Origin of the sequence: Achromobacter sp. SD115 (genome assembly GCF_017355315.1) — a bacterium.
GTDB lineage: Bacteria > Pseudomonadota > Gammaproteobacteria > Burkholderiales > Burkholderiaceae_B > Achromobacter > Achromobacter xylosoxidans_B.
Window position 1 is genome coordinate 133,095 of sequence record NZ_JADIJM010000005.1, and the last position, 23,871, is coordinate 156,965.

Sequence of the window (23,871 nt, forward strand, 5' to 3'; positions counted from 1 at the left end):
GAAGAGCCGGCCATCGCCTCAACGACGGCACGCGTCGTCCAGACCACGTACCTGCGCAGAGGACTGATCAACGAACTCAGCAGCCGCCACGGCAGTAACGCCCGCGTCCTACCCCCGCTCATCCATTACCGAGCGCGAGATCGATCATGCGCTCGATATTTTCACGGCGGCGCTTCAGCACTTCACGAAATTCCAATAGCAAAAGAATCAGGGTCCGGCGCGGGCAACCCGCCGGACAAGCACGACAAGTCCCTTCCAACGCAAGCGATCCCAACCATGCTCACGCCACAAAGAAGCAAACACGCAAGAGAAATCCCGTCCGCGCCACTCTCCCCTTTCTTCCTTGCCCTCCAAGCCAGCCTGTTCGGCCTCGCGGTCGCAGGAGCCGCGCACGCCGAGGAATCGACGGACAAAGAGCCCGGCAGCCGGGCCGTCACCTTGCCCGTGATACAGGTCGACGCCGATGCTGACCTAGAATCGCCGACCGGTCCGATATCCGGCTACGTTGCCCGGCGCAGCATCACCGCTACCAAGACTGATACTCCCCTCATCGAAACACCGCAATCCATCACAGTAATCGGTGCTCAACAAATTGAGGAACAAAAATCGCAGAACATCACGGATGCACTGCGCTACTCCGCAGGCGTATTCAGGTCCGAAGGCATAGACTCGACACGCGACCAGATGCGCGTTCGAGGCTTCGATCTCGATGCGGACTATGGCAGCTATTTCCGCGACGGCCTGAAGTACAGCGTCAACGGCTTCAACGGCCAACAGGAACCGTACGGGCTCGAGCGAATCGAGCTGCTGCGCGGCGCATCATCAGTACTCTACGGTCTGGCCGCGCCCGGCGGCATCGTCAATACCGTCAGCAAGCGCCCCAGCGCGGAACCCTTGCGTGAACTGAACGCCGAGTACGGCGGCTTCAGCCGCAGGCAAATATCCGGAGACTTCGGCGGCGCATTGACGGAAGACGGCGCGTGGTCGTATCGACTGACGGCGCTGAACCGCAAGAGCAACACCTTCATCGACTACATCCCGAACGATCGCACCTACATCGCGCCAGCCCTGAAGTGGCAACCGAACGCCGCAACGTCGTTGACCTTTCTATCGGAGTATCAACACGATCGCGGTACCTATTTCGCCGGGCTCCCGCCATCGGGAACGCTGACCCCGAACATCAATGGCAAGCTCCCCCGCCACCGCTTCCTTGGCGAGCCCGACTTTGATGACTATGACAACACGCGATACTCGGTGGGCTACTTACTCGAGCACACCTTCAATGACGCTCTCAAGATCCGTCACAGTCTGCGCTACTTCCATTCGAAGAACGATCTTGCGAGCACCTACATCGCCGATAACTACCTCGACGCCACTCTTCCCGATGCGGTCCAGCGTTTACTTCCACGTTGGGGCGCTGAAAGACGGCATGACAAGTCCTCATCAGTGACTTCCGATACATCCCTTCAGTATCAATGGAACGCCGGACCGACTGCACACACGACCATGGCAGGGTTGGACTATACACACACGTCCCATCAGACCATGAGGTACCAAACCACGGGCGATTTGGCGCCGATAGACGTCATCGAACCCAACTATGGAACGTCGTTGGGAGATTTCGCGTTCTCCGGCTACTCGGACCGCTTGCGCACCAATCGTCTGGGCCTCTATGCGCAGGACCAGATGAAGGTCAATGAGCGATGGATCTTGATGCTCGGGGCGAGACAGGACTGGACTCGCAACGATCTATGCACCTTCGTCAACCCCATTGGCACCCCAGATCCTTCGACGTGCCTCAGGCAGCGAATCACCGACAAGGCGTTCACGGGCCGTGCCGGCTTCGTCTATCGGGCTGACAACGGTTTGGCGCCATTCGCGAGCTACAGCACCTCCTGGGAACCGACCATGGGCCAGGACGTAAACGGAGATCCGTTCAAACCCATGAAGGGAAAGCAGTATGAAATCGGCATACGTTATCAACCGCCTGGCACGGAAACCTCACTTTCCGCTACGGTTTACCATTTGACGCGCAACAACGTTGCCGTCGCCGACCCGGTGGATGACAACATTCAAATCCAGATCGGTGAGCAGCGATCACGCGGTCTCGAACTCGAAGCTACTACGCGTTTGAGCCGGAACGTCCGCGTCGTCTTGGCCTATGCCTATACCGACGCGAAGACGACCAAGAGCAGTCCCAATTCGTCGCTCGAAATCGCAGAAGGCAGACGCATCGGCGGCGTTCCACGGAATCAGTTTTCAGCCTGGGGGGAATATACGTTTGGAGATTTCGGCCTGACTGGCCTGAAGGCAGGCATCGGCATGCGCTACGTTTCATCAACAATCGGCACCTATGTCGACTTGCAGACGCCTTCCTTCACGCTGCTCGACGCCATGATCAGCTATACCACGGGTCCATGGCGCTTCGCGCTCAATGGCAGCAACATCACCGACAAGAACTACCTCGCAATGTGTTCCGGCTCCTGCTTCTACGGAGAACCTCGCAGCGTGATCGGTTCTGTCAGCTATCGCTGGTGAACTTTCTCTCACGGCTAACAATGAATCAGAACCGGCGTACCGTGATCTGCTTGGGCTTCTTAGGCGGCGTCTACTGTTAGGTGTCGGGCTGTTATGCGCCTCCGGCAAGTTGCCGGAGGCTGTCTTTCCAGGAAAATTGACCTGGAGCTAGATCGTTCAGAGCCATGTGAGGCCGAGTCTCATTGCAGTCTCGACGCCAAGCCTCGATCTCAGACTGCCTCGCAGCATGGTACCCGGTCGCGTTGCACGCCAGAGGAATTTCCGGTTTTCCCCGGTTCGCCGACCAGCGCCAACAACTCGACGATCAGAGACTCGCTCGATCAAGAACATTCGCACCAGCTCCTCGGCCTATCCGTGGGTAGTTGCAGCACCGGATTATCGCCACCCAGCTGGTCCTTGCAGTAGTCGAGCTGCCTCTCCCTCTCGCCCGCCTCCAGCCAACTGCGTTGCCATGCGGCACCACCAGTACGTGCTCCGCAGCGGATAAACGGATCAAGCCCACGCGCAGCAGCGGCCCGCGCGTCAGGTCGAACGACGCATCGCAAAGAATGCGCGCGGCCTCACGCTCCCCTAATGCACGCTCTTTTCCGGGAAGAGCCGCAAGATCGGTCGCGGCAAGATCAATCGAGAAGACGGGCTGGACTATCTGTTCCACCAGCCCATCCCCGTCCGAACGGAAAATTGTCCGCAAAGCTTCATGACGCGCGGCAACCGTGTCAAGGCTAGCCTGTAAAGCCTCACGATCCAGCAACCCGGACAGCCTCAGACCACCGCAGAGATGGGACTCCATCAAGCGGCCGCCAGGGTATCGATAAACGTGTCGAGCGAGCGCAACGAATCAGTATTCCCGCCCTCCGCTTCGATCAATGCAGCGAATTCATGCAGAACCGGAGTGCGGAACAGCGTATCGATCGGGATCGGCACATGCAGACTTGCCCGCAAGCGCGTGGCAACTTGCATCGCCGAGAGCGAATGCCCCCCGATCTCGAAGAAGTGATCATTGCGCCCCACCAGCTCGACGCCAAGTACTTCGGCCCAGACCGCCGCGACCTGGGCCTCGCAATCTCCCTGCGGCGGCACACGGTCTTCCTGTCCTAACCCGAAGTCCGGCGCTTGCAACGCCTTGCGATCAAGCTTTCCGTTGAGTGTCAGTGGAAGCCGCTCCAGCTGCACCCACAGGGCCGGCACCATGTAATCCGGCAATACCGCGCGCAAACTTTGCACCAGGGGTTCCTTCCACGAACTACCGTTCCTGTCGGCGAGCGGTTCGACAAAAATCTCGCGCAACACCACATAGGCGACCAGATGCCTACTCTGCTTGGCATCCTCATGCACGTGGACGGCCGCCTCCCGTATGTTGCCAAGCTGGCCGATCTGTGCCTCGATCTCTCCCAGTTCAATCCGCAAGCCTCGGATCTTGACCTGCTGATCCGTACGGCCAAAGCATTCGAGCACGCCGTCATCGCGATATCGGGCGAGGTCACCAGTCCGGTATAGGCGCTCGCCGGGAACTTTGGGGGCCGGATGGGGCACGAAACGTTCCGCTGTAAGGCCTGGCCGTCCAAGATATCCCCGGCCGACGCCGACACCCGCCACATAGAGCTCACCCGCGACGCCCGCTGGCAACGCAGCGAGGTCACGGTCCAGCACCAGCAGACGTGTGTTGTCGGTCGGCCGGCCCACCGGCAGGAAGTGCCCCGCATCGTCTTCCAACACGTCCAGACGCTGAAGCGACACATCGTCCGCGCATTCCGCCGGACCGTAGGCGTTGACGAGCGGAATCGACGGATAGCGCCCGAACCACTGCCGCGCGAGCTCCGCCGTGGACGCCTCGCCGGTAGGCAACATCCAGCGCAAACTCGGCACCTCAATATACGGCGCGTCGAGCATTGCCCGCATTAACGCTGGGACGCTCTGTAGGACCGTGATGCCGCGGCTGGCGACATGCCCCGGCAATGCCGCCGGATCCCGTGCTATCTTGTCCGGCACGATGTCGACGCAGGCGCCGCACAACAGCCCCGCCAGCGTCTGCCAAACAGAAATATCGAAACTCGGCGAAGCTGTTTGGGCAATCACATCGTGCTCCGTCAGCGAAAGGAACGGAATCTTGCTGAGCTGGTTGTTCAGCATTCCGCGCTGGGTCACAACCACACCCTTTGGCTCGCCGGTGGAGCCCGACGTATAGATGACGTACGCGGCCCCATCCGGATTCGGTTCGATCCCGAGATCGTAGGACGGCCACTTTCCGGACTCGGCGGCGCCACTCACAATGACTCGCACGCTAGGCGGCAGCAGATCGAGCATAGGCTGCAGGTCTTCGGCGTACTCGGCAGCCAACAGAAGCACCTTGGCGCCGCTCGACTCCAGCATACGCGCCATGCGCTGCGGCGGCAGCTTCATGTCAAGTGCAAGATAGGCGGCACCCGCCTTGAGCGTACCGATGATCATCTCGTGCAAGCCGATGCCGCGTTCGGCGCATAGGGCCACCACCGCGTCGAACGCAACGCCGTTTGCGCGCAAGAGATGCCCGATCCGATTGGCCCGTCGGTTCAGGTCCCGATAGCTGATGCGTTGATCCAGGCAACTCACGGCGATGCGGTCGGCGTGGCGAACGGCCTGCGCCTCGAACAACGCGGCATAGCCACTGGCGAAGGGATAGGCAACGGAGTCGCCACTGGTCCTACCCAGCATAGCGCGCGTCATCGCATCCGGCACGACCCCGACAGTGTGCAACGCGTCGTCGGCATGATCGGAGAGTTCCCGCAACGCGTGACTGAAGCACGCGAGCAGCCTCCGCGCCCCGTCCTTCGTAAACTGGCGCGAGTCGCACGTGAGCTGCAGCATGAGCTGTTGGCCTGGAACCACGACGACCGTCAGCGGATAGTTAGTATGCGTGCGGTTGCTGGTCGGCCGGAAGCCGAGCCGCGCGGCGTCAGTCAACAGACTCGCTTCCAGGGGCGCATTCTCAAATACGAATAGGCAGTCGAACAGCGCGCGTCCGCCCCGCATGTCGCCGAGTGCCTGGATCTCGGCCAACGACATATGCTCGTGCTGTCTCATCGCGAGATTCTGCGAAAGCAGCGTCTGAAGCCAAGTATGCACCGGCACATTTCCGTCCGGCATCCTCACACGCATCGGAATGGTGTTAATGAATAGGCCCACCGTCTCCTGAATCCCCTCAAGCTCCAGCGGCCGCCCAGCCACGGTGACACCGAAGAGTACGTCATCGACCTGTCCCAGGCGCGCAAGCGTCAACGCCCAAGCAGCCTGGACGACGGTATTGACAGTAACCTGCCTCTGGCTGGCCGATCTTTGCAGTGCGGCCGTGCCGGACGCGTCAATCCACGTCGTCACATCGACGACCGCCGACAACGCCTCGGATTGGATTAAGGCGTTGCGCCACGGCAAAGGCGTAACCGTGTCAAAGCCAGCCAGCTGCGCACGCCAGTATTCGCGGGCATCGCCGCTATTCTGCCTGCCCAGCCAACCGACAAAGTCGCGATAACGTCGCGGCCGTGGTCGGAGGAATCCAGCGTCGACCGGTCGTGTGCCCGTATACGCTTCATAACGCGCGAAGAAGTCGGTAAGCAGCAACGAGCGGCACCAGGCATCCATCAGAATATGGTGGAAACTCTGAACCAGATGGCAGACGCCATCAGCCAGTTGGATAAGCCGCAACCGCATCAGCGGCGGCCGCGAAAAATCGAACCCCTCAGCCAGTTCTAGCCGGAGCATCTCGTCGAGCTTGCGTTCCGCCTCCGACTTTTCAAGGCCGGACCAATCCAGGGTCTGCACCGGCGACGGCACCGATCGATAAACGATCTGGAGAGGGGTTTTTCCCGCCTGCCACATAAAGCCCGTGCGTAATGCCTCATGACGCTGCACGACATCGTTCCAGGCCCGTTCGAACGCGTCGGCGTCTATCGCAGCGTCGATATGGTATTGATCCTGCATCAAGTACATGCCCGCGCCGGCGTTGATCAACGTGTGTAGTAAGAGGCCTTGCTGCATCGGCGCCAGCGGATAAATGTCCTCAACATTCGCCGGGTCCAAGCACAACGCATCGATCTCGTTTTGGGAAAGGCCGGACAGAGGTACATCGGATGGAGACAAAGCACCCAAGACTACTGCCTCTCCATGCGCAACAATGGCATTCAGTTCGGCGGCGAACCGGTCCACCAAGCCCTGAACTTCCTCCGTTCGGTGTAGGGCAGCGCTGTAGTTCCAGTCGATCACGAGCTCGCCTTGTTCCACGCGGCTGATCACCTCGAACCAGGCCCGGCGCGGACTGTCCTCTGCGCTTTCCACTCCTCTTGGCTCTTTGGCCAGCCGCCATCCGGGTCCATCTTTCCGGTCGACATGCCCGAGGTAGTTGAACGTCAAGCGAGGTTGTGGCGGCTCCAGCGCAGCTTCTTCGCGCAAAAATCGCAGCAGGCCGTATCCGATGCCGCGTTGCGGTACGGCACGCAGGGTCTCTTTCACCGCTAAGAGTGTCCCGCGCAAATCCGCCTGCGGTGTCAGGCGCACAGGATAGAGCGCGGTGAACCAGCCCGCGGTACGGCTCAGGTCGACATCATCAAACAGGTCCTCCCGCCCATGGCTTTCGAGCTCGATGCGCACGCTGTCGTGTCCGGTCCATTCGCACATGACACGTGAAAGTGCGCCGAGCAACAGTTCGTCGACGCGGTTTCGATAGGGCCGCGTGGCTTTTTTCAGCAGCGCCTCAGTGCGGTCGGGAGCGAGACGGACAGTAATTCCGCGCATTGATCCCGCCGTATTCGCGGCATCGGGACCGTGCACAGGCCAAGAGTCTTCCGCCCTGGAATCAGCCAGCCAGAAGTCCAGTTCTTGGCGCAAGGCGTCGCTCCGCGCGTAGGCTTCCAGCCGCTCGGCCCATAGAGAAAAGGGCGAGGAAGCCGGCAAATCGTCTTCGTGATCGCCCAGCGTGCAGAACTGGCGCAAATCATCAACCAGCACCCGCCATGTCACGGCGTCCACCACCAGGTGGTGCCCGATCAGCAGCAGTCGCTGGCCATGCACGCCGCCATCCATCAGAACGGCGTGCAACAGAGGACCGTTCGTCAGATCGAGACTGCGTTGCGCCTGATCTGCCGCCTGTTCCACCGCCAGCGCAAAATCCGGAGCGTCGCGCAGATCTGTGCAGGTCAGCCGCCAGCCCTCGTCGGGGCGCGTACTCAGGGTCTGCCGCCACCCGCCTTCATGCCAGGAGTAGCGCAGGCGCAAGGCGTCGTGTCGCGCAGCCATTGCCTGCATTGCGCCACGTAGCTGGTCGGACTGCAGCCCCACGTCCGGCACAAGCAAAACGGATTGATTCCAATGATTCCGCTGGCGTATTTCTTGGGCAAAGAACCAGCGTTGCACGGGTGTCAAAGGAACCTCCTGACTTGCCGCCGCCACATCGGGCTCCTGCGCTGCCGCGGACGACGCCAGAATTGCGGATGCAACGGCGGCGGGTAGCGTGCCGGCGATGCGCGCAATGGTTTGCTGCTCCATCAATTGCTTCGGAGTTATCTTCAGCCCTTTCTTTCTGGCGCGGGCAATGATCTGCAAACTGAGAATTGAATCGCCACCGAGTTCGAAGAAATTGTCGTTGCGGCCAACAAGGTCTGCCCGCAGCACATCGGCCCAAACGCGTGCAAGAATTTCCTCCGCCTCCCCGACGGGCGCTTCATAAGCCTTTGACTTTGGCAGTTGCGGCGCGGGCAGCGCCTTGCGGTCGAGCTTGCCATTGGGGGTAAGCGGCAGCGCACCCAGCACCGTTATGGTCGCCGGCACCATGTAATCCGGCAAATGCACTTCGAGTTCGCTCTTGAGCCGTGTTGGATCGATTGTGCAATCGCCGCGTGCCGCCAGATAGGCATGCAGCACGGAGCGCCCGTCCTCGGCAGGTAATGCGATGACCCCGGCTTCGCGCACTCCGTCGCGGGCGAGCAAGGCCGCGCGAACCTCGCCGAGTTCGACGCGGTAGCCGCGGATTTTGACCTGATCATCCAGGCGCCCTAGAAACTCCAGGCTGCCGTCCGACAGAAGGCGCACACGGTCGCCGGTCCGATACAGCCGTTCACCCGGCAGACGTGGATGTGCCACGAAGCGCTCCGCAGTCAACCCTGGACGCCGCTCGTATCCGCGCGCAACGCCGGCTCCCCCCAGGTACAGTTCGCCCGTCATACCCGGCGGCACCAGATTCAATCCGGCATCGAGCGCCATGGCCTGGAGGTTCGCCAAGGGGTGGCCAAGCGGCAGCGTGGCCGCGCGCAACGCGTTGCTGGCGGGCTGGACCAGAGCGCCCACGGTGGTTTCGGTCGGGCCGTAGTGATTAAACACGCGGCAAAGCGGTTTCAGATCTTGAATGCGAGTCAGCAATGGCCAGTGCGTAGCCTCGCCCCCAACAATCAGGGCGTGCGTCGGCAGGACGTCGGCGGGCCGACCCGCCTGCAACAGGGCCTGCAGGTGGCCTGGTACGATCTTCAGCACGTCGACACGTTGGGCTGCCATGTAGAGGGCGAAGCGATCTGGGTCGAAGGCGCGGTCGGCATCGACAAGATGCAGTGTGCGTCCACTGCACAGCGCACCGAAGAAGCTGGTATGGCCCAGGTCCGCGGCGACGGTGGAGACCATCGCGATATTGCGCGCGCTGTCGGGCAGGTCCAGACGGGCGAGTACGGCTTGCACATAGTTTGCCAGGGCGCCCCGCCCCACGGCCACGCCTTTGGGCCTGCCAGTAGAGCCGGACGTGTAGATCAGGTATGCGGTCTGTTCCGGATGCACGGGGCGGCGGAGCGGTGCAACGTGCTCCGTATTCTCGCTGCCATCCGCTGCGGCGGCTCCATTCGCCGAGAGAGGAATTACCGGGATGCCCACCGACCACGGCGCTTCTTGATCGGAAAGCAGCCATCTCGCACCACTGTCGCCAAGCTGAAAGGCCAGACGGTCTACCGGCAACCTGGGATCCAATGGCACGTACGCACCGCCGGCTTTCAGCACGGCAAGCACCCCGAGCACAAAGGCGCAAGACCGATCCGCGTGCAAACCTACGCGGGTCTCCGCACCGACCCCGCGGCTCACCAGATGAGCAGCCAGCTGGTTTGCCTTGGCGTCGACCTCGCCATAGGTCATGGTCATGGCCTCGTCCCGTACGGCTGTCCTGCGCGGGTCGCCCGCGACGGCCAGGTCCCAACCATCGAGGACGTCTGCGTGCGGGAAGATAACGGCCGACCCGATTCGCTCCGAGAGCGGTCCTTGCAGCTCAGCGACGAGGGGTGCATAGGGTTGGGCGGTGACTTGCGCCGCAAAATCCTGGAAGGTCGCGGAGAAGCCGGCGATGGTACCTGCATCGAACAGCGACGTCGCATAGCTCAGCACCAGGTCGATTCGATCAGCCCGATCGGTGAAGTCCAGGCTCAGATCAAAATGGGCGCTGCCAGCCGACATTACCTCGACGCGGACTTCCAGGCCCGGCAGATTCCGCAACAACGGAACATCATCCTGCTGCGTGCATTTCACCTGGAACAAGGGATGGACGCCAGCCTGACGCTCGGGCTGCAGAGACTCCACAAGCAAGTCGAACGGGACATCGGGATGCGCGTGCGCATCGAGAACAGTCTCCCTGACGCGCGCGAGGAGATCCACGAAGCTTGAGCAGGTATCGACTTCCGTACGCAAAACCAGGACATTTGTCAGGTACGCCAGCATGCCTCGCGTTTCGGCACGTTGACGGTTGGCTATCGGTGCGCCTACGCGAATGTCGCCCTGGCCGCTCAGTCGGCACAGCATCAGTTTGAACAGCGCGAGCATGACCATAAACAATGAGGCACTGTTTGCACGCGCGAGTATCCGTAGGGTCTTGCTCAGTTCCGCGGACAGGGAAAATCCGTATCGACCCTCCACCGAGTCGTTGACCGTGCCTCTGAGGCGGTCGAACGGCAGCTCCAGCGGGGGATGTTCGCTGCCCAGCCGAGTCTGCCAATACGCGAGTTGGCGGTCCATTTCCCCCGTTTCAAACCAGTTCCGCTGCCAGACGACATAATCCGAAAACTGCACGGGCAGCGGTTCCATTCCTTTTAGCTGCGGTACGCACTCGTCTTGATAAAGGTTCAAAAGTTCGTCTATCAAGATGCCCACGGACGCGCCATCACCGGAAATATGGTGCAGAACGATGCCTAACACATGCTCGCTCTCGCCGACTTGCCACAGTGTGAACCGTACAGGCGGCTCGGCATCCAGACCGAAAGGCATTCGCGCAAAGGCATGCTGCAGTCGATGCAACTCATCGCCATCGGCCGGGCTGGCCTGCGAGCGCAAGTCGACCACCTCTGGCCTGACAGCGTCCACCGGCAGGATTACCTGGACCGGCTCACCATTTTCGGTGACCCGGAATACGGTGCGCAGAGTCTCATGCCGTTCGACCAGACTGCGCAGCGCGACGAGCAGCGCGCCTGTCCGCAAGGTTCCATTGAGGCGCAGCAGTCCTGGCATGTTATACGCAGGACTTGCGGGATCAAGCTGCCAAGTCAGCCACAAGCTGCGCTGCGCGTGAGAGACTGGAATCGGATCATTCCGATCTGCCGGGACTATGGGTAACTCGGTGAAGCTCAGTCCTGCCTCCCGAAGTTTCGCCAGGAAGCTGCGCCGAGCCTGTGGGGGAAGCGCCGCAAAGCGGCGGGCAAGGCTTTTTTCATCCAGTTCCATCGTTTCAGACCTCGAGTTCGCTCATCAGGTTATGCATCTGCGCCAATCGATCCTTGCGCGAGCCTGCGCCGGGCATGCATTCCTCCGATAGGCGCAACGCAAACTCGTACAAGGTTGGAGCCTCGAAGAACAGGCGCACGGGAACCTCGCATGCATAGCGACTCGCCAGGGATGCCGCCATCTGGACCGCCATGAGCGAGTGTCCGCCCAGTTCGAAAAAATTGTCACTTCGACCCACGTTCTGGACTCCGAGTACCTCGGTCCATAGCTGCGCCAACGCCGCCTCAACCTCTCCTTGAGGCGCCTCGAATACCTGCTGGTCCGGCCTCTCCGGATCCGGCAACGCACGGCGGTCCACCTTGCCGTTGGGATTGAGCGGTAAAGACCCCAGCGGAACGATCACGCTGGGCACCATATAGTCCGGCAACACCCGGGCAAGCCGGGTTCGCAGTTCACGCGCATCAAGCGTCCTTCCCGACGATAGCGACACATAGGCGGCCAAGCGGACGTCCTTCTCTACCACCACCGCCTCGCGAACCTCGGACTGGGCCAGCAGCTGGGCCTCAATCTCACCCAGTTCGACACGGAAGCCGCGGATCTTCACTTGGTGATCGACACGCCCCAGGTACTCCAGATTTCCATCGGGGTTCCAACGCACGCGGTCACCGGTACGGTAGAGACGAGTGCCCTCCGACTCGAAAGGATCAGCGACGAAGCGCTCCGCGGAAATTCCCGCCCGGTCCAGGTAGCCACGGGCTAGCAACGGACCGCCAATGAACAACTCGCCAGCCACGCCAACCGGCACCGGGTGCAGATCCGTATCCAGCACACGCAAGCTGCGGCCCGGCAACGGGCGGCCGATAGGCATATGCACAGGCAGAGGCCGCTCGCCGTCTGTGTATGAAGCGCAGTCGAGCACGGAGGCGACAACCACGGCTTCAGTAGGCCCGTAGGTATTGAGCAGCTTCACCCCTCCCAGGCCGGCTTGTCTCCAGACCGGCACCGCTTCGGCGGGCATTGCCTCGCCACCGATGTGAACTTCCCGCAAACTGCCATAGTCCTGGTCGCCGCCATTGGCAAAGGAACGTATCAGCGCAAACCAGTAGGCGGTCGGGAGGTCCACGATACTGATTTGGTGCTCTCGAAGTTCGTGCAGAAACTCTTCCGGATTCCACAACGCCGCCCCGCGCAATACGACGGTGGCCCCAAGGAGAAGGGGTGGGAACAGCTGTTCGATGAAGCCATCGAAATTCAACGTCGCGAACTGGAGCATCCGGTCTTGAGGCGACAGACTGGAGAACGCCGCCGATAGCTGGGCGTGTTCAACAAGCGCGCGGTGCGCGACTGCCACGCCCTTGGGTTTTCCGGTGGAACCGGAGGTGTAGATGACGTAGGCGAGGTTTTCGCCGTGCAGCGCTATCGTGGGCGCATGGTCGGGCTCAAGATCGAGATCGAGCTCGTCCAGCGCCATCACATGCAGCGCTTGTCCGAAGCGAAGCCGCTCGCGGACCCGGCTTTGAGTCAGCACGACGCGGGTTTGGCTATCCTCGGCCATGGAAGCCAACCGGTCGGCCGGATAGTGCGGATCCAGAGGAACGAAAACGCCCCCTGCCTTCAGGATAGCCAGCAGGGCTACGATCATGTCGACCGAACGATCCAGCGCCAGCCCCACCCGCTGCTCGGCAATCACTCCCTGCGCGATCAAGCGGTGTGCCAGTCGATTGGCGCGCTTGTCGAGATCCGAGTAGCTCAACGTCTCTTCACGCAGTATCAGGGCCGTCGCGGCGGGCCTCAGTGCCGCCTGTCGCTCTATCAGGCGGTGGACCGGCTCGGTATCGGGATAACGCTGCGGGTTCCGTGACCAGCGTTCGATCTGGACTCGCTCTTCGTCATTCAATATCGCGACCTCGCCCAAAGATTGCTCAGGCTGCTCCTCCAACGCCCGCAGCAACGCAACGTAATGGAAGGCAAAACGCTCGATGCGTGACGATTCGAACAGGTCGCGCGCATAGGTAAAGTTCGCGCTCACGCGCCCATCGGGGTGCTCGCGGGTGTCCAGCGTCAACTCGAATTGGACTTCCTGGTCGGGCAGAGGCTGCTCCTCCACGGCCAGACCGGTCTGGCGCGCGAACGCTCCCGGATCAGCCTGAAGGTGGTTGAACACCACCTGGAACAGCGGGCTATGGCTCAGACTGCGTTCGGGCTGCAACGCTTCGACGAGCCTTTCGAAGGGAACATCCAGGTTCTCTTGGGCACCCAGCGCAACCTCTCGGACCTGAGCCAGCACTTGCGCGAGACTCGTGCGCCCATCGATCTGAGTGCGCAATACAAGCGTGTTGACGAAGAACCCCACCACCCGCCGGAGTTCGGGACGCCCGCGGTTGGCGACCGGCACGCCGACACGAATGTCGGGCTGGCCGGTGTGGCGATGCAGCAGCGCGTGGAACGCCGCCAGCAGCACGGCAAACAGCGTCGTTCCCTGCGACTCAGCCAACTGGCGCAGACGGCTCAGCAGCGCTGCGGGCAGCTCGAAGCGGTGATGGGCCGCCAGGTAGCGGGCCATTGGTTGGCGGACATGATCGGCGGGTAGGGTGAGGACCGGCTGCTCTTCGCCCGGTGCCACCTCGAGTTGCTTGCGCCAGTAGGACAATTGGCGTTCGTGCGCTTCCTTGTCGGGATGGTCGTGCTCCCATGCGGCGTAGTCCGTGTACTGGAGCTCGGGCAGGGGGAGCGGCAATCCGGCGCCGTCGCCGGCCAGCCCAGCCGCATAGAGCACCGCAAGCTCGTCCACCAGGATCTGCATCGACGCGCCGTCGGAAATGATGTGATGCATCACCAGTGCCAGAACGTGGGTCTCATCCGCCAACCGTACGAGTGCTGCACGCATCAGCGGTCCACGGGTGAGATCGAAAGGCTGTGCGTTGAGCGTACGCAGCGCCTCGACGGCGCGCACCTCCCGCTCGTCGTCCGCCGTATCGCGCAGATCCACGAGTTGGAAATCCACTGGTCCGGCAGGATGGACGATCTGCTCCACTTCGCCGTCCGACCGTGCACGGAACAGCGTGCGCAGTGACTCATGCCGCAAGGTCAGGCCCTCGACGGCTCCGCGCATGGCTTCTGCGTTGATCTGGCCAATGATGCGCAGTGCGCCCTGCACATGATAGGTGATGCTTTGCGTATCGAGCTGCCACAAGAACCACTGTCGCCGCTGCGCCGAAGAGAGCGGTAGGGGCCGGGCGCGATGCTCCGCGGTCAGCGCAGTGATAGCGGATGCTGACGTCCGAACGCCTTTTTTCTGGTTGCGCCGGATCGCTTCGACTTGGGCTTGCAGGCGGGGATGCTCGAACACCAGGCGCGGCGAAAAATCGATCTCCCATTGACGCGCGATAAGCGCCGCTACCTGCACGGCTGCGAGTGAGTTCCCGCCCAGTGCGAAGAAATGCCCATCGCCGCCATATAGCTGCGTCGCATCGTGTTTGAGTACTTCACGCCATATGGACGTTAGCGCCTGCGCCAGTTCATCAAGCGGAGTTGCGCCGGCGCCAGGCCTGTCCTCACCGCCTCCCAGTCCGGCGATGGCGAGCCCCCCCTCGAAGACTGCATAGGCATCGAGCGTCCCCTCCATCCATCCCTTGCTGCAAGCACTGCGCTGCAGCTTGCCGCTCGACGTCTTGGGCAAGGCGCCTGGATTGAGCAGCACGATGACCTGCGGCGCCTCGTCGCACTGCTCACTAGCTACGGCACCCAGCGCGTCGGCCAGGACCTGGGGCGCGATGAGCTTCTGCAGCCCGCGCGACACTTCCGCCGCGATGCCAATCCCCTCCAATCCGTCCCTATCCACCGCAAAGACAGCCACCCTGCCCTTGCGCACCGCCTCGACCTCGGCCTCCACGGCGCGCTCGATATCCTGCGGATAGAGGTTGTGGCCGCGCACAATAATCATGTCCTTGAGGCGGCCTGCCACGAAGAGGTGGCCGTCCTGAACGAAGCCCAGATCGCCGGTGCGCAACCAGCGGTACCCATCACACTCAACGAAGGCTTCCGCCGTTTCCCGCGGCCTTTTCCAATAGCCCGCGGCGATACTGGGTCCGGCGGCCCAGATCTCGCCAATCTCGCCAGTCGCCGACAGGACCCCAGTCTGCGGATCGACGAGCCGGATTTCATGCGCTCCGGGGACTCGTCCGCAACCGACCAGCGATTTCCCGTCCGAGGCAGGCACGGCGTTAAGCCGCGAGAGAGCGTCGGAATCAAAGCGATTCACCGTCATTCCACTACCCCTGCGCCCTCCGGTCACAAACAGCGTCGCCTCGGCCAGGCCATAGCAGGGATACACCGCGCCGGCGCTGAATCCCACGGGCGCAAAGCGATCGACGAACGCTTCCATCGTGTCGTGCCGCACGGGCTCGGCGCCGGCGTAGGCCACACGCCAACTCGAAAGATCCAATCCCCCCGAGCGCACCTCCTTGATCCTGTCCAGGCACAGCCGGTAAGCAAAGTCCGGTCCGCCGCTGATTGTTATTCGATGCCGCGAGATCATTTCGAGCCAACGTACCGGGCGCTCCAGGAAAAAGCGCGGCGAGGACAGTACGCAAGGAATGCCGCTATAAAAGGGCTGCAACAGCCCCCCTATCAGTCCCATGTCATGGAACAGCGGCGACCACACGCCGAACTTGTCGTCGGGGCCGATCGACAGCCCCTCTCGGATGGCCCGCTCGTTGGCCATCAGATTGCCGTGCGTCACCATCACGCCCTTGGGTGCCGAGGTGGATCCCGAGGTGTACTGCAGGAAGGCGACGTCCGCGCTGTCCGGCTGATAAGGCTGCCAGTCAGCCGCGGCAGCGGAATCGACCTCGTCCACGGCCACCACCTCCGAGACGCCGAACTGACCGACGGCGACTCCCATCAAGATGCGCAGTTGGCCCGATGTCAAAACGCCGCGGGCCTGGGCATCCTCGGCAATACCGACGAGTCGGGCCAGATGCTGCGGGCGCGCAGATTCTGGCGGAAACGCCGGCACCGCGATCACGCCGGCATGGAAGCAGGCAAACATGCTGACCGCGTAGTGCTCGTCGTTGTCGAGCAAGATCAGGATGCGGTCACGCTGCTCGAAGCGGTCTTGCAGCACCGAGGCAAGCGCCAGCACCCGCTGTTCGAAGGCGCGATACGTCAAGGTCGTCTCGGCGACCTGATCCCCCGTGCCCGCAACGACTGTCAGCGCGACGCCTTCGGGCCGCTCGGCGGCCAGCTTGCGCAGGCCATCGACAAAATTCTCTGGATGAACAAATATGTCTTCTTGCGGCACGGGCAACGTCGTCATTGGGATTTCCTCGTTCGGCGATGCGTTTAGAACTTGTCCAGGTTGCCGTGGGATTCGGCCATGGCCACGACCACCTTGCGTGCTCCCTTGAAGGGCGAACGCGCATGGGCGACCAGCATGTTGTCCAGCATCGTGACGTCGCCCTGCTCCCACTTGAAGCACACGGTTTCTGCATCCAGCACGGCGCGCACCTCGTCCAGCATCGCGTCCGGGATCGGCGATCCATCCGCGAAGCAGGTATTGCGCGGCACGTTCTCCACGCCCAGCAACTCAACCAGGGACTCGCGCACCTCGGGCTGCAGGTTGGAGATATGAAAGAGATGGGCCTGGTTGAACCAGACCACCTCGCCGGTGACGGGATGGGTCTCGATGGCATGGCAGAGCTGGGTCGTGCGCAGGTCTCCATCGGGCTTCCATTCCCACTGGATACCGTTGTTGCGGCAGAAAGCCTCGACTTCATCGCGGTTGCCGGTGTTGAACACCTGCTGCCATGGCACGTCGAAGTCCCCGTAGTTGCGCACGTAGACGACTCCGGGCGCGAAGCGTTCCCGGATCGAGGCGGGCATGCGCCGGTAGATCGCGCGGCTGTCAGCGATCGGCGTCTCGCCGCCCTCTGCCGCGGGGGTCACGCAATGGAACCAGGCTTTCATCGGCCACTGGCGTGTGTAGGCTTGTTCGTTGTGCAGCGGAATCGATTGGTGGGCCGGATACTCGGTCGCGGTGTAGACTCCGCCGCCCACCGCGGTGCGCGGCGTGGAACCGAACTCGTAGCTCAACAGCGGATGGCCGAAGCGGGCGGCGAACTCCCGGAAGCCCTCGACCGAGGGCACGTCGAAGCCGCGCAGCAACACGCCGCCGACCGTCGCGACCTTGGTCTCGATTTCGTCGCGCAAGCGCGGCAAAGCCTCCAGCAGCGGCTCGCCGCGGCGGGATGGCGTGATCAGCGCAGGCAGATCGGATCCAGGCGGCGCCTGCCGTTCAAATCGGGTCACCAGATCATTCATCGCAATCCTCCCTTGGAGTCCGGCTGCCAGGCCAGGGCGGCGGCATAGCCGGACGGTGAATCGAGACGCAGGACGTCCACGTTTGGACCTTCCAGGTTTTCACGGCGCAGCGCATAGCGGCTTCCCTCGGCGGGCCCGGGTCCAAACACCGACAAGCGCTGCAAGTGCTCCGCCACACCCAGGCCCAAGGCCTTCAGCACGGCTTCCTTGGCCGTCCAGCAGTCGAAGAAGTCGAGTCGCCGTTCGTCGGGCGACTCAAGCTCATGCGCCGATAGCACCAATCGCGACAGGCTGGCGACATCGCAATGCGGATCGCGGCGTTCGATATCGACGCCGACAGGAACGCTGTCCGACAGGGCAATCAGGGCGAAGCCGCCGGCATGGGAAACGTTGAAGTACGGAGCGGGATCGGCCGAGCAGGCCACGTCCAGGCGCGGCTTGCCATGCTTGTTGGCCGCGAACCTCAAGCGCTCCGGATAGCAATCCAGGCGCGCGCCCAGCAACCGCCGCAATGCCGCGCGCGCGCTCACGAAGCGGACCTTGTCGCCATGCCGATGAAAGCGCAGCGCACGCTCGGCTTCTTCCTTACTCAGTAAAGCCTGGTCGCTGTCCTCCAGGGGTGCGGCCAGATCCAGCACAAGCTGGAACACCTGGATGCCGGCCGGCAGCAGATCAGGTAGTTGTCGTGGCAGCATGGCCCACTCCGGAAATCAGGCGAGCCAGCTCGCGCACGATGGCCGCCAGCACTTCCTGCTCCTGCTGGCGGATGAAGAAATGCGCGCCATCGAACCAATCGAATGTGTATGCATGGCGGGTCTCTCGCCGCCAGGCCTCGATGCGTTGAGGTTCGATATCGTCCTGGCGCCCCGCGAAAACGTGCAGCGGCACGGGCAGCGGCTCGGACGGCAGATGACGAAAATTGCCGCAGACACGGTAGTCGGCCCCCAGCGAGTCCAGGGTCAGGCGCAGGAGTTCGGCGTTCTCGAAAACCGCATCCGGCGTGCCACCCTGCTTGCGCAGATCGGCCATCAAGGCGGCGTCGTTGTCCATGCCGGCAAAGCGGTCTGGATCCCGGCTCGAAGGCGCGGGGCTGGCTGACACGAACACGGCCAGAGGCATGGGAAGGGCCAGTGCATGCTGCCTCTGCGCCACAGCATGGGCCAGCAAAGCGCCCATGCTGTGGCCGAACAGAGCGTAAGGGCCTTGCATCGCGGCTTCCTGTTCGTGACAGATCTGCGCCACGAGCCGCGCAAAATCCTCAACGTAAGGCTCGCCCGTCCGAGCGCCCCGCCCCGGCAGTTCCACCGGAACGACGCGGATCCATTCCGGCAGGAGGCGGCGCCAGCGCAGGTACATGGTTGCGCTCGCGCCCGCGCAGGGCAAGGCCAGCAGATTGATGACCGGCATATGCGTGGAGTTGGACATCAGGCCGTCGCGGCGTCGGAACGGACCGCGGCCTGTTCGTCCATCCACTTGCGCAACGACAGCGGACGCATGTCGGTCCAGGTCTTCTCGACGTAGTCGAGAACCGTCTTCTTGTCTCCCTGGACCCCATCGACGGCGCGCCAGCCGCCAGGCACGGCCTTCCAATGAGGCCAGATCGAATACTGCTCTTCGTGGTTGACGAGGACGATGAAGGTCTCATCCTCGCGGTCAAAACAACTGGTCGACATGGGTTGCCTCGCGCATTGAAGATGGTGACCTCACGGTTAGCCGGCCCATTGCCGACTTGCGGGTCACCGCAATCAAAGACGAGTCAGGTGTTCGGTTTGTTTAGCCGCCACGCACCTCAAGGCGGACTCATGAAGAGCAGGAAAGGAGCACGACTCCGCAAAGCGACGGGCGCGCGCGCGCAGGCGTTCCTTGCGGATGCCGCGCCGGGAAACGTCTGTGGCGGGAAGAAGACGCAAGCGCCGCAAGGCAGCATTGCGTTGCGGCGCGTGGCGGTGGCGGAACAGGCCTGCGGGCTAGGCTGGGCCGTCGCGCTCCGTGGAGTCGGGGATGTCGATATCGTTGACTGGAGGAACCAGGCCCACCATCAACCACAGGCGGCCGGCCTTGTCGTAGGCTTGGCGATGGGCTGCATCGGCGGCAAGCCACTGCGCCAGTTCAGCTTTGGCATTTGCGTTGAAGCTCTCGCGCTCGTGCTGGCGCAACACCCAGGACCAGGCGATATCCCAAACCGGATCCTGATTCGGATTCACGTTGTCGCGCATAGGCTGCCTCGTACGGCTGGAAGACCAGGTGGCGCTATGGTATAGCAACTCCGGCCTGTTGACGGCGCCCTCAAACCTCCAGTAGATCCCGGCAGCAGGCCACGGCCTGGGTCGCGTCGCGCAGCATGAAGTTCACAAGCGTGGCCGAGCAGCCCATTTGCCGCGCGACCTCCCGCTGCGTAAAGCCGCCCAGCCTGTAGAGTTCGAAGGCGCGCCGCGTCCTGGTTGGCAAGGTGCCGAGGATCTGGTCGATGGCATCGATCACCTGGCGTTCCTGAAAGCGCCGGTCCGGCACGCAACCGCCGGCAACCTGCGGCAATTCCCCGTCGTCCGTGTAGATGCGGTACGTGGATTCGACGGCCTGGCGACGGCAATGGTCCAGCGCCAGATTGCGGACCACTTGGCAGCAGTAGCTATAGGGCTTGCTCACATCGCGCGCGCATGATCCTTCCATGAGCTTCAAATAGGCATCTTGGGTCACTTCGTCCGCGATTTCCGGAGTGCCGACGATTCTTTGCGCGATACGGCGGAGTTGCGCCCGATGTGCAATGAAAACATCTCCAAGCCCCGCTCCTTGCGTACTCATGGACATCGAAGTGCCTCCGCATACAGATTTATGGTGACTTGTAATAACTCAATTTATTGCGAACAATTATCATTAATGAAAATACCTATGTCCATCGCCACAGCGCCTGCGAGGCCCTACCCTGGCGCTTTTTATAGGGATTCGACGCAACGGCCAGGAGCTTGGTGCGAGGTTGTCCCGAAAGCCTCGGATCCGGCTTCAGCGCGGATCGCGCCGCCGACTCAGGCGGCGCAGCCACGGTATCATCTGCCTCTATCCCCGGCGGCCGCCAACCCCGCCCCGGACCTGTAGCCAGACAAGTCGCCAAGACGAGTTTTTGACTAGCAGCATCCCAGAGAACCACATCAACAAACGGTCTACGCGAAACATGAAATTAGCCACCTGGAACGTGAACTCCCTGAACGTGCGCCTGCCGCAGGTGCTGGACTGGCTGGCCGCCAATCCGGTCGACGTCCTGTGCATCCAGGAACTCAAGCTCACGGACGACAAGTTCCCCGAGGCCGCCTTCACCGAAGCCGGCTACCACGCCGTCTGGGCCGGCCAGAAAACCTATAACGGCGTTGCCATCGTCTCGCGCGTGCCTGGCACGTCGATGGTGCGCAACATCCCGGGCTATGAGGATCCGCAGCAGCGCGTCCTGGCGTTGACCTTTCCCGGCCCCGAAGGCGACGTGCGCGTGGTCTGCGCCTACTGTCCCAACGGCCAGTCCGTGGGCTCGGACAAGTACGCCTACAAACTGGACTGGTTCGAGGCCATGCGCGCCTGGCTTGCCGACGAAATCAAGCAGTACCCCCGGCTGGCGGTGCTGGGCGACTACAACGTCGCGCCGGCCGACGAAGACGTGCACAACCCCGAGAAATGGGAAGGCCAGGTGCTGGTGTCCGAGCCGGAACGCAAGGCTTTCAGCGCCCTGCTCGACCTGGGGCTGGCGGATTCCTTCCGCCTCTTCGAACAGCCGGAGAAATCCTTCAGCTGGTGGGACTACCGCCAGTTCGCGTTCCGCCGTAACGCCGGTCTGCGCATCGATCATGTCCTGTTGTCCGCCCCGCTGGTCAAGCGTTGCATCGCCTGCGCCATCGACAAGGAGCCGCGCCGCAACGAGCAGCCGTCCGATCACGCCCCGGTCATTGCGACCTTGGAATTCGCCTGATTTTTTGTTTGGCGGCATGTTGCGCAGGCCAGGAATGTTCCTGTATAGTCTTGCTCTTGCTTCATTGGGGCGGTAGCTCAGCTGGGAGAGCGTCGCGTTCGCAATGCGAAGGTCGGGAGTTCGATCCTCCTCCGCTCCACCAAGATTCCAGACAAGGCAGGGCACTACATTTAGCGATGTAGTGCCCTGTTTTGCTTTATGACCCGGCCTTGGCGTCTGCGGAACCTCGATCGCGCATGCAAGAGTCAACTCAATAGTCCTAGCAGCGCAGCGCGAGCGACGGCTGCTGTCCGATTTCGCGCACCGAGCTTGGAAATCGCGTTCTTCGTATGGAATCTGACCGTCGACTCGGCAATTGCCAGTATTTCGGACACGTCGCTGCTGGTCTTTCCATCCGCCGCCCATTTTAGAATTTCGGTCTCGCGACGAGTCAGCGGCACATTGGGCGCCAATTTGAATCGCGGCAGCAATACCTTGCTGAATGCCAAGTGCGCCGCCGTCACCAGCCATCGCATCCGCAATTCCTTGCTGAGCAGTTCCGCATCGGAGAGCTGCTCCTTCTGCCTGGCCAGCGTCAGCATGCCCCCGGTTCCGTATGCGTCAAGGTTCGACTGAGACCATCCTACGCAGAGTCCAACCGCCTGTGCCTCGTCCCAAAGTTCGGGCGTTTCGGCAAACACCCTGTCCGACCATACGATAGGTATCGAGGAGCGGCTGCAATGTTTCACGGTGGGATCGATTTCCAGGTAGCGCGCCTGTGCGTAGCGTTCCTGCCATGCGATCGGATAATCGCTGATCATTACGAACTGAGGGTTGGTAAACGGCAGGGCAGCCCGCAAACCATATGCGCAATAAGAAAACCCCAGCTCTTGCGCTACTGCCGCCACCTTGGTGAAAACGGCTTGCTCCGAGGTAGCGCTATTCGTTGTCAATAGAAGGTCTTGTGCCCACGACTTCATTCCAAATTCCGTCCCCGTGCATTTGCATCGCTATTACTTGAAAGGTGCACGGCTGAAAAATCAAAAAATGAGCGCCGCTGTCACAATATAGTTAAACCCATGAAATATTTCAAAATATAATAAAATGTGATTACCACTTCACTTTTTATATAGTCCTCGGTGACGGCGAGAAAATGGAGTTTCCAGCTTTTTAATAATATTTTTCCGGTCACCGAACTCTAAAAATGACGGCCGGCGATGCGGGATTGGAAATGGCCCGGGAGAAACAGAATGCCGCCGAAATCCATCGGCGCGGAACGATCCCGGGCGAGACCCCGATCCCGTCAAACCCTGATGGGTCTGCGCGGCTGGCCAGGACGGCCTGAAAGACTGGCGGTTTTCAGGCGCTTGCGTCGGCGCGCATCATGGTGGCCGCGTCTCGCAAGGCATTCAGGAATAGCGAGGCGGCGGCGGCGGCGCGCGCATCGCGCCGCGTCATGATGCCCACGGGGTGCAGCCGCGCCTGCAAGGCCAGCGGCAGGATCGCCAACTGCCCGTTTTCTGCCAAGGCCCGCGCCACGCGCAGCGGAATCGCCGACAGCAGCGAGGTCCGCTGCAATAACGAGACGATGGTCAGAATGGCACTGGATTCGATGGCGACCTGCGGAAAACCCGCGCCACGCGCCGAGACGGCGGCGGCGACCATGCTGTAGAGCGCCGCATTGCGCGATGGCAGCACCCAGCGGCAACGGTCCAGCGCCGCGCCGCTCAGGCGGCGACGCGCAGCCAGCGGATGCGCCGGGCCGCAGACGACGGCGGTGGCCTCGTCGTACAGGATCTCGCATTGCAGGTCGGCGTCCGCGCCCTCCACCCCCAACCGCCCCACGACGCAGTCCAGTTCGCCTGCGCGCAATGCCGGCAGCAGCTGTTTCTCCAGGCCTTCGGACAACTCGATGCGCAAGGCGGGATGTGTCTCTTGCAGGCGCTGCACCGCAAGCGGAACCAGCAGATGCGCCACTACCGGAAAAATGCCCGCCCGCACCTTGCCGGTCGCGCCGTTGGCCGCGGCCGCGAGTTCGGCGTGCGTTGCGTCCAGTTCGTTGAGCAGCAGGCGCGCGCGGTCGATCATCAAGAGGCCCAGCACGGTCGGCGCGACGCCATGGTGCGAACGTTCGAACAAGGGCTGGCCGGCCAGCGCTTCGGCCTCGCCCAATAGCTTGCTCAATGCAGGTTGGCTGAGGTGCATCGCTTCGGCCGCCCGATGCAGATTGCCCACCCGCCCCAGCTCGTCCAGCAGGACCAGGTGGCGGATGCGCAGGCGCGACCGCAGCTGCAGCAAGGTGGGGGTTTCCGACATGGATTTGGCCCGGAAAGTTGGTTATCGATTGATAAGGAATTGCAATTATCCAGTTA

Annotated in this window: 13 protein-coding genes and 1 tRNA gene; 3 read left to right on the top strand and 11 right to left on the bottom strand. The window is 62.1% G+C overall.

What is annotated here, in order from left to right; translation table 11 throughout:
• Positions 1–276 precede the first annotated feature (276 nt).
• A complete protein-coding gene (locus tag IPU70_RS09240) occupies positions 277–2,538 on the top strand; it encodes a TonB-dependent siderophore receptor (RefSeq protein ID WP_207466686.1) in 2,262 nt (753 codons plus the stop codon).
• Positions 2,539–2,842: 304 nt separating this feature from the next.
• Here the strand turns inward: IPU70_RS09240 and IPU70_RS33075 are convergent, their stop codons facing one another.
• The 9 genes from IPU70_RS33075 to IPU70_RS09285 all read right to left on the bottom strand — a co-directional run bounded on the left by IPU70_RS33075 (position 2,843) and on the right by IPU70_RS09285 (position 20,370).
• A complete protein-coding gene (locus tag IPU70_RS33075) occupies positions 2,843–3,328 on the bottom strand; it encodes a condensation domain-containing protein (RefSeq protein ID WP_207466687.1) in 486 nt (161 codons plus the stop codon).
• Positions 3,328–11,247 carry a non-ribosomal peptide synthetase gene (locus tag IPU70_RS09250; RefSeq protein WP_207466688.1) on the bottom strand — a complete coding sequence of 2,640 codons (7,920 nt, stop codon included), beginning with the start codon at positions 11,245–11,247 and terminating at the stop codon, positions 3,328–3,330. The genes IPU70_RS33075 and IPU70_RS09250 overlap by 1 nt, the downstream gene beginning before the upstream one ends.
• A gap of 4 nt (positions 11,248–11,251) precedes the next feature.
• The gene (locus tag IPU70_RS09255; RefSeq protein WP_207466689.1) at positions 11,252–16,564 is read right to left on the bottom strand and encodes a non-ribosomal peptide synthetase; all 5,313 of its coding nucleotides are present in this window, start codon (positions 16,562–16,564) and stop codon (positions 11,252–11,254) included.
• Positions 16,565–16,590: 26 nt separating this feature from the next.
• Positions 16,591–17,568 carry a TauD/TfdA family dioxygenase gene (locus IPU70_RS09260; protein WP_207466690.1) on the bottom strand — a complete coding sequence of 326 codons (978 nt, stop codon included), beginning with the start codon at positions 17,566–17,568 and terminating at the stop codon, positions 16,591–16,593.
• The gene (locus IPU70_RS09265) at positions 17,565–18,263 is read right to left on the bottom strand and encodes a 4'-phosphopantetheinyl transferase superfamily protein (protein WP_207466691.1); all 699 of its coding nucleotides are present in this window, start codon (positions 18,261–18,263) and stop codon (positions 17,565–17,567) included. The genes IPU70_RS09260 and IPU70_RS09265 overlap by 4 nt, the downstream gene beginning before the upstream one ends.
• The gene (locus IPU70_RS09270) at positions 18,241–18,993 is read right to left on the bottom strand and encodes a thioesterase II family protein (RefSeq protein ID WP_207466692.1); all 753 of its coding nucleotides are present in this window, start codon (positions 18,991–18,993) and stop codon (positions 18,241–18,243) included. The genes IPU70_RS09265 and IPU70_RS09270 overlap by 23 nt, the downstream gene beginning before the upstream one ends.
• A complete protein-coding gene (locus IPU70_RS09275; RefSeq protein ID WP_207466694.1) occupies positions 18,993–19,241 on the bottom strand; it encodes an MbtH family NRPS accessory protein in 249 nt (82 codons plus the stop codon). The genes IPU70_RS09270 and IPU70_RS09275 overlap by 1 nt, the downstream gene beginning before the upstream one ends.
• A gap of 294 nt (positions 19,242–19,535) precedes the next feature.
• Positions 19,536–19,784, bottom strand: coding sequence for a DUF4880 domain-containing protein (locus IPU70_RS09280; RefSeq protein ID WP_207466695.1), 249 nt, complete (start codon positions 19,782–19,784; stop codon positions 19,536–19,538).
• A gap of 70 nt (positions 19,785–19,854) precedes the next feature.
• Positions 19,855–20,370 carry a sigma-70 family RNA polymerase sigma factor gene (locus IPU70_RS09285; protein ID WP_371818893.1) on the bottom strand — a complete coding sequence of 172 codons (516 nt, stop codon included), beginning with the start codon at positions 20,368–20,370 and terminating at the stop codon, positions 19,855–19,857.
• A 367-nt stretch (positions 20,371–20,737) separates the two neighbouring features.
• On the opposite strand from IPU70_RS09285, the gene xth reads away from it, so the two are divergent.
• The gene (xth, locus tag IPU70_RS09290) at positions 20,738–21,520 is read left to right on the top strand and encodes an exodeoxyribonuclease III (RefSeq protein WP_207466700.1); all 783 of its coding nucleotides are present in this window, start codon (positions 20,738–20,740) and stop codon (positions 21,518–21,520) included.
• 66 nt (positions 21,521–21,586) lie between these two features.
• A tRNA-Ala gene (locus IPU70_RS09295) sits at positions 21,587–21,662 on the top strand.
• Positions 21,663–21,765: 103 nt separating this feature from the next.
• Here the strand turns inward: IPU70_RS09295 and IPU70_RS09300 are convergent.
• Entirely contained in the window at positions 21,766–22,479 is a 714-nt protein-coding gene (locus IPU70_RS09300; protein WP_013393228.1) for an autoinducer binding domain-containing protein, read from the bottom strand.
• 379 nt (positions 22,480–22,858) lie between these two features.
• On the bottom strand, positions 22,859–23,815 hold the full coding sequence (locus IPU70_RS09305) for a LysR substrate-binding domain-containing protein (RefSeq protein ID WP_207466702.1): 957 nt from the start codon (positions 23,813–23,815) through the stop codon (positions 22,859–22,861).
• Positions 23,816–23,871: the final 56 nt, after the last annotated feature.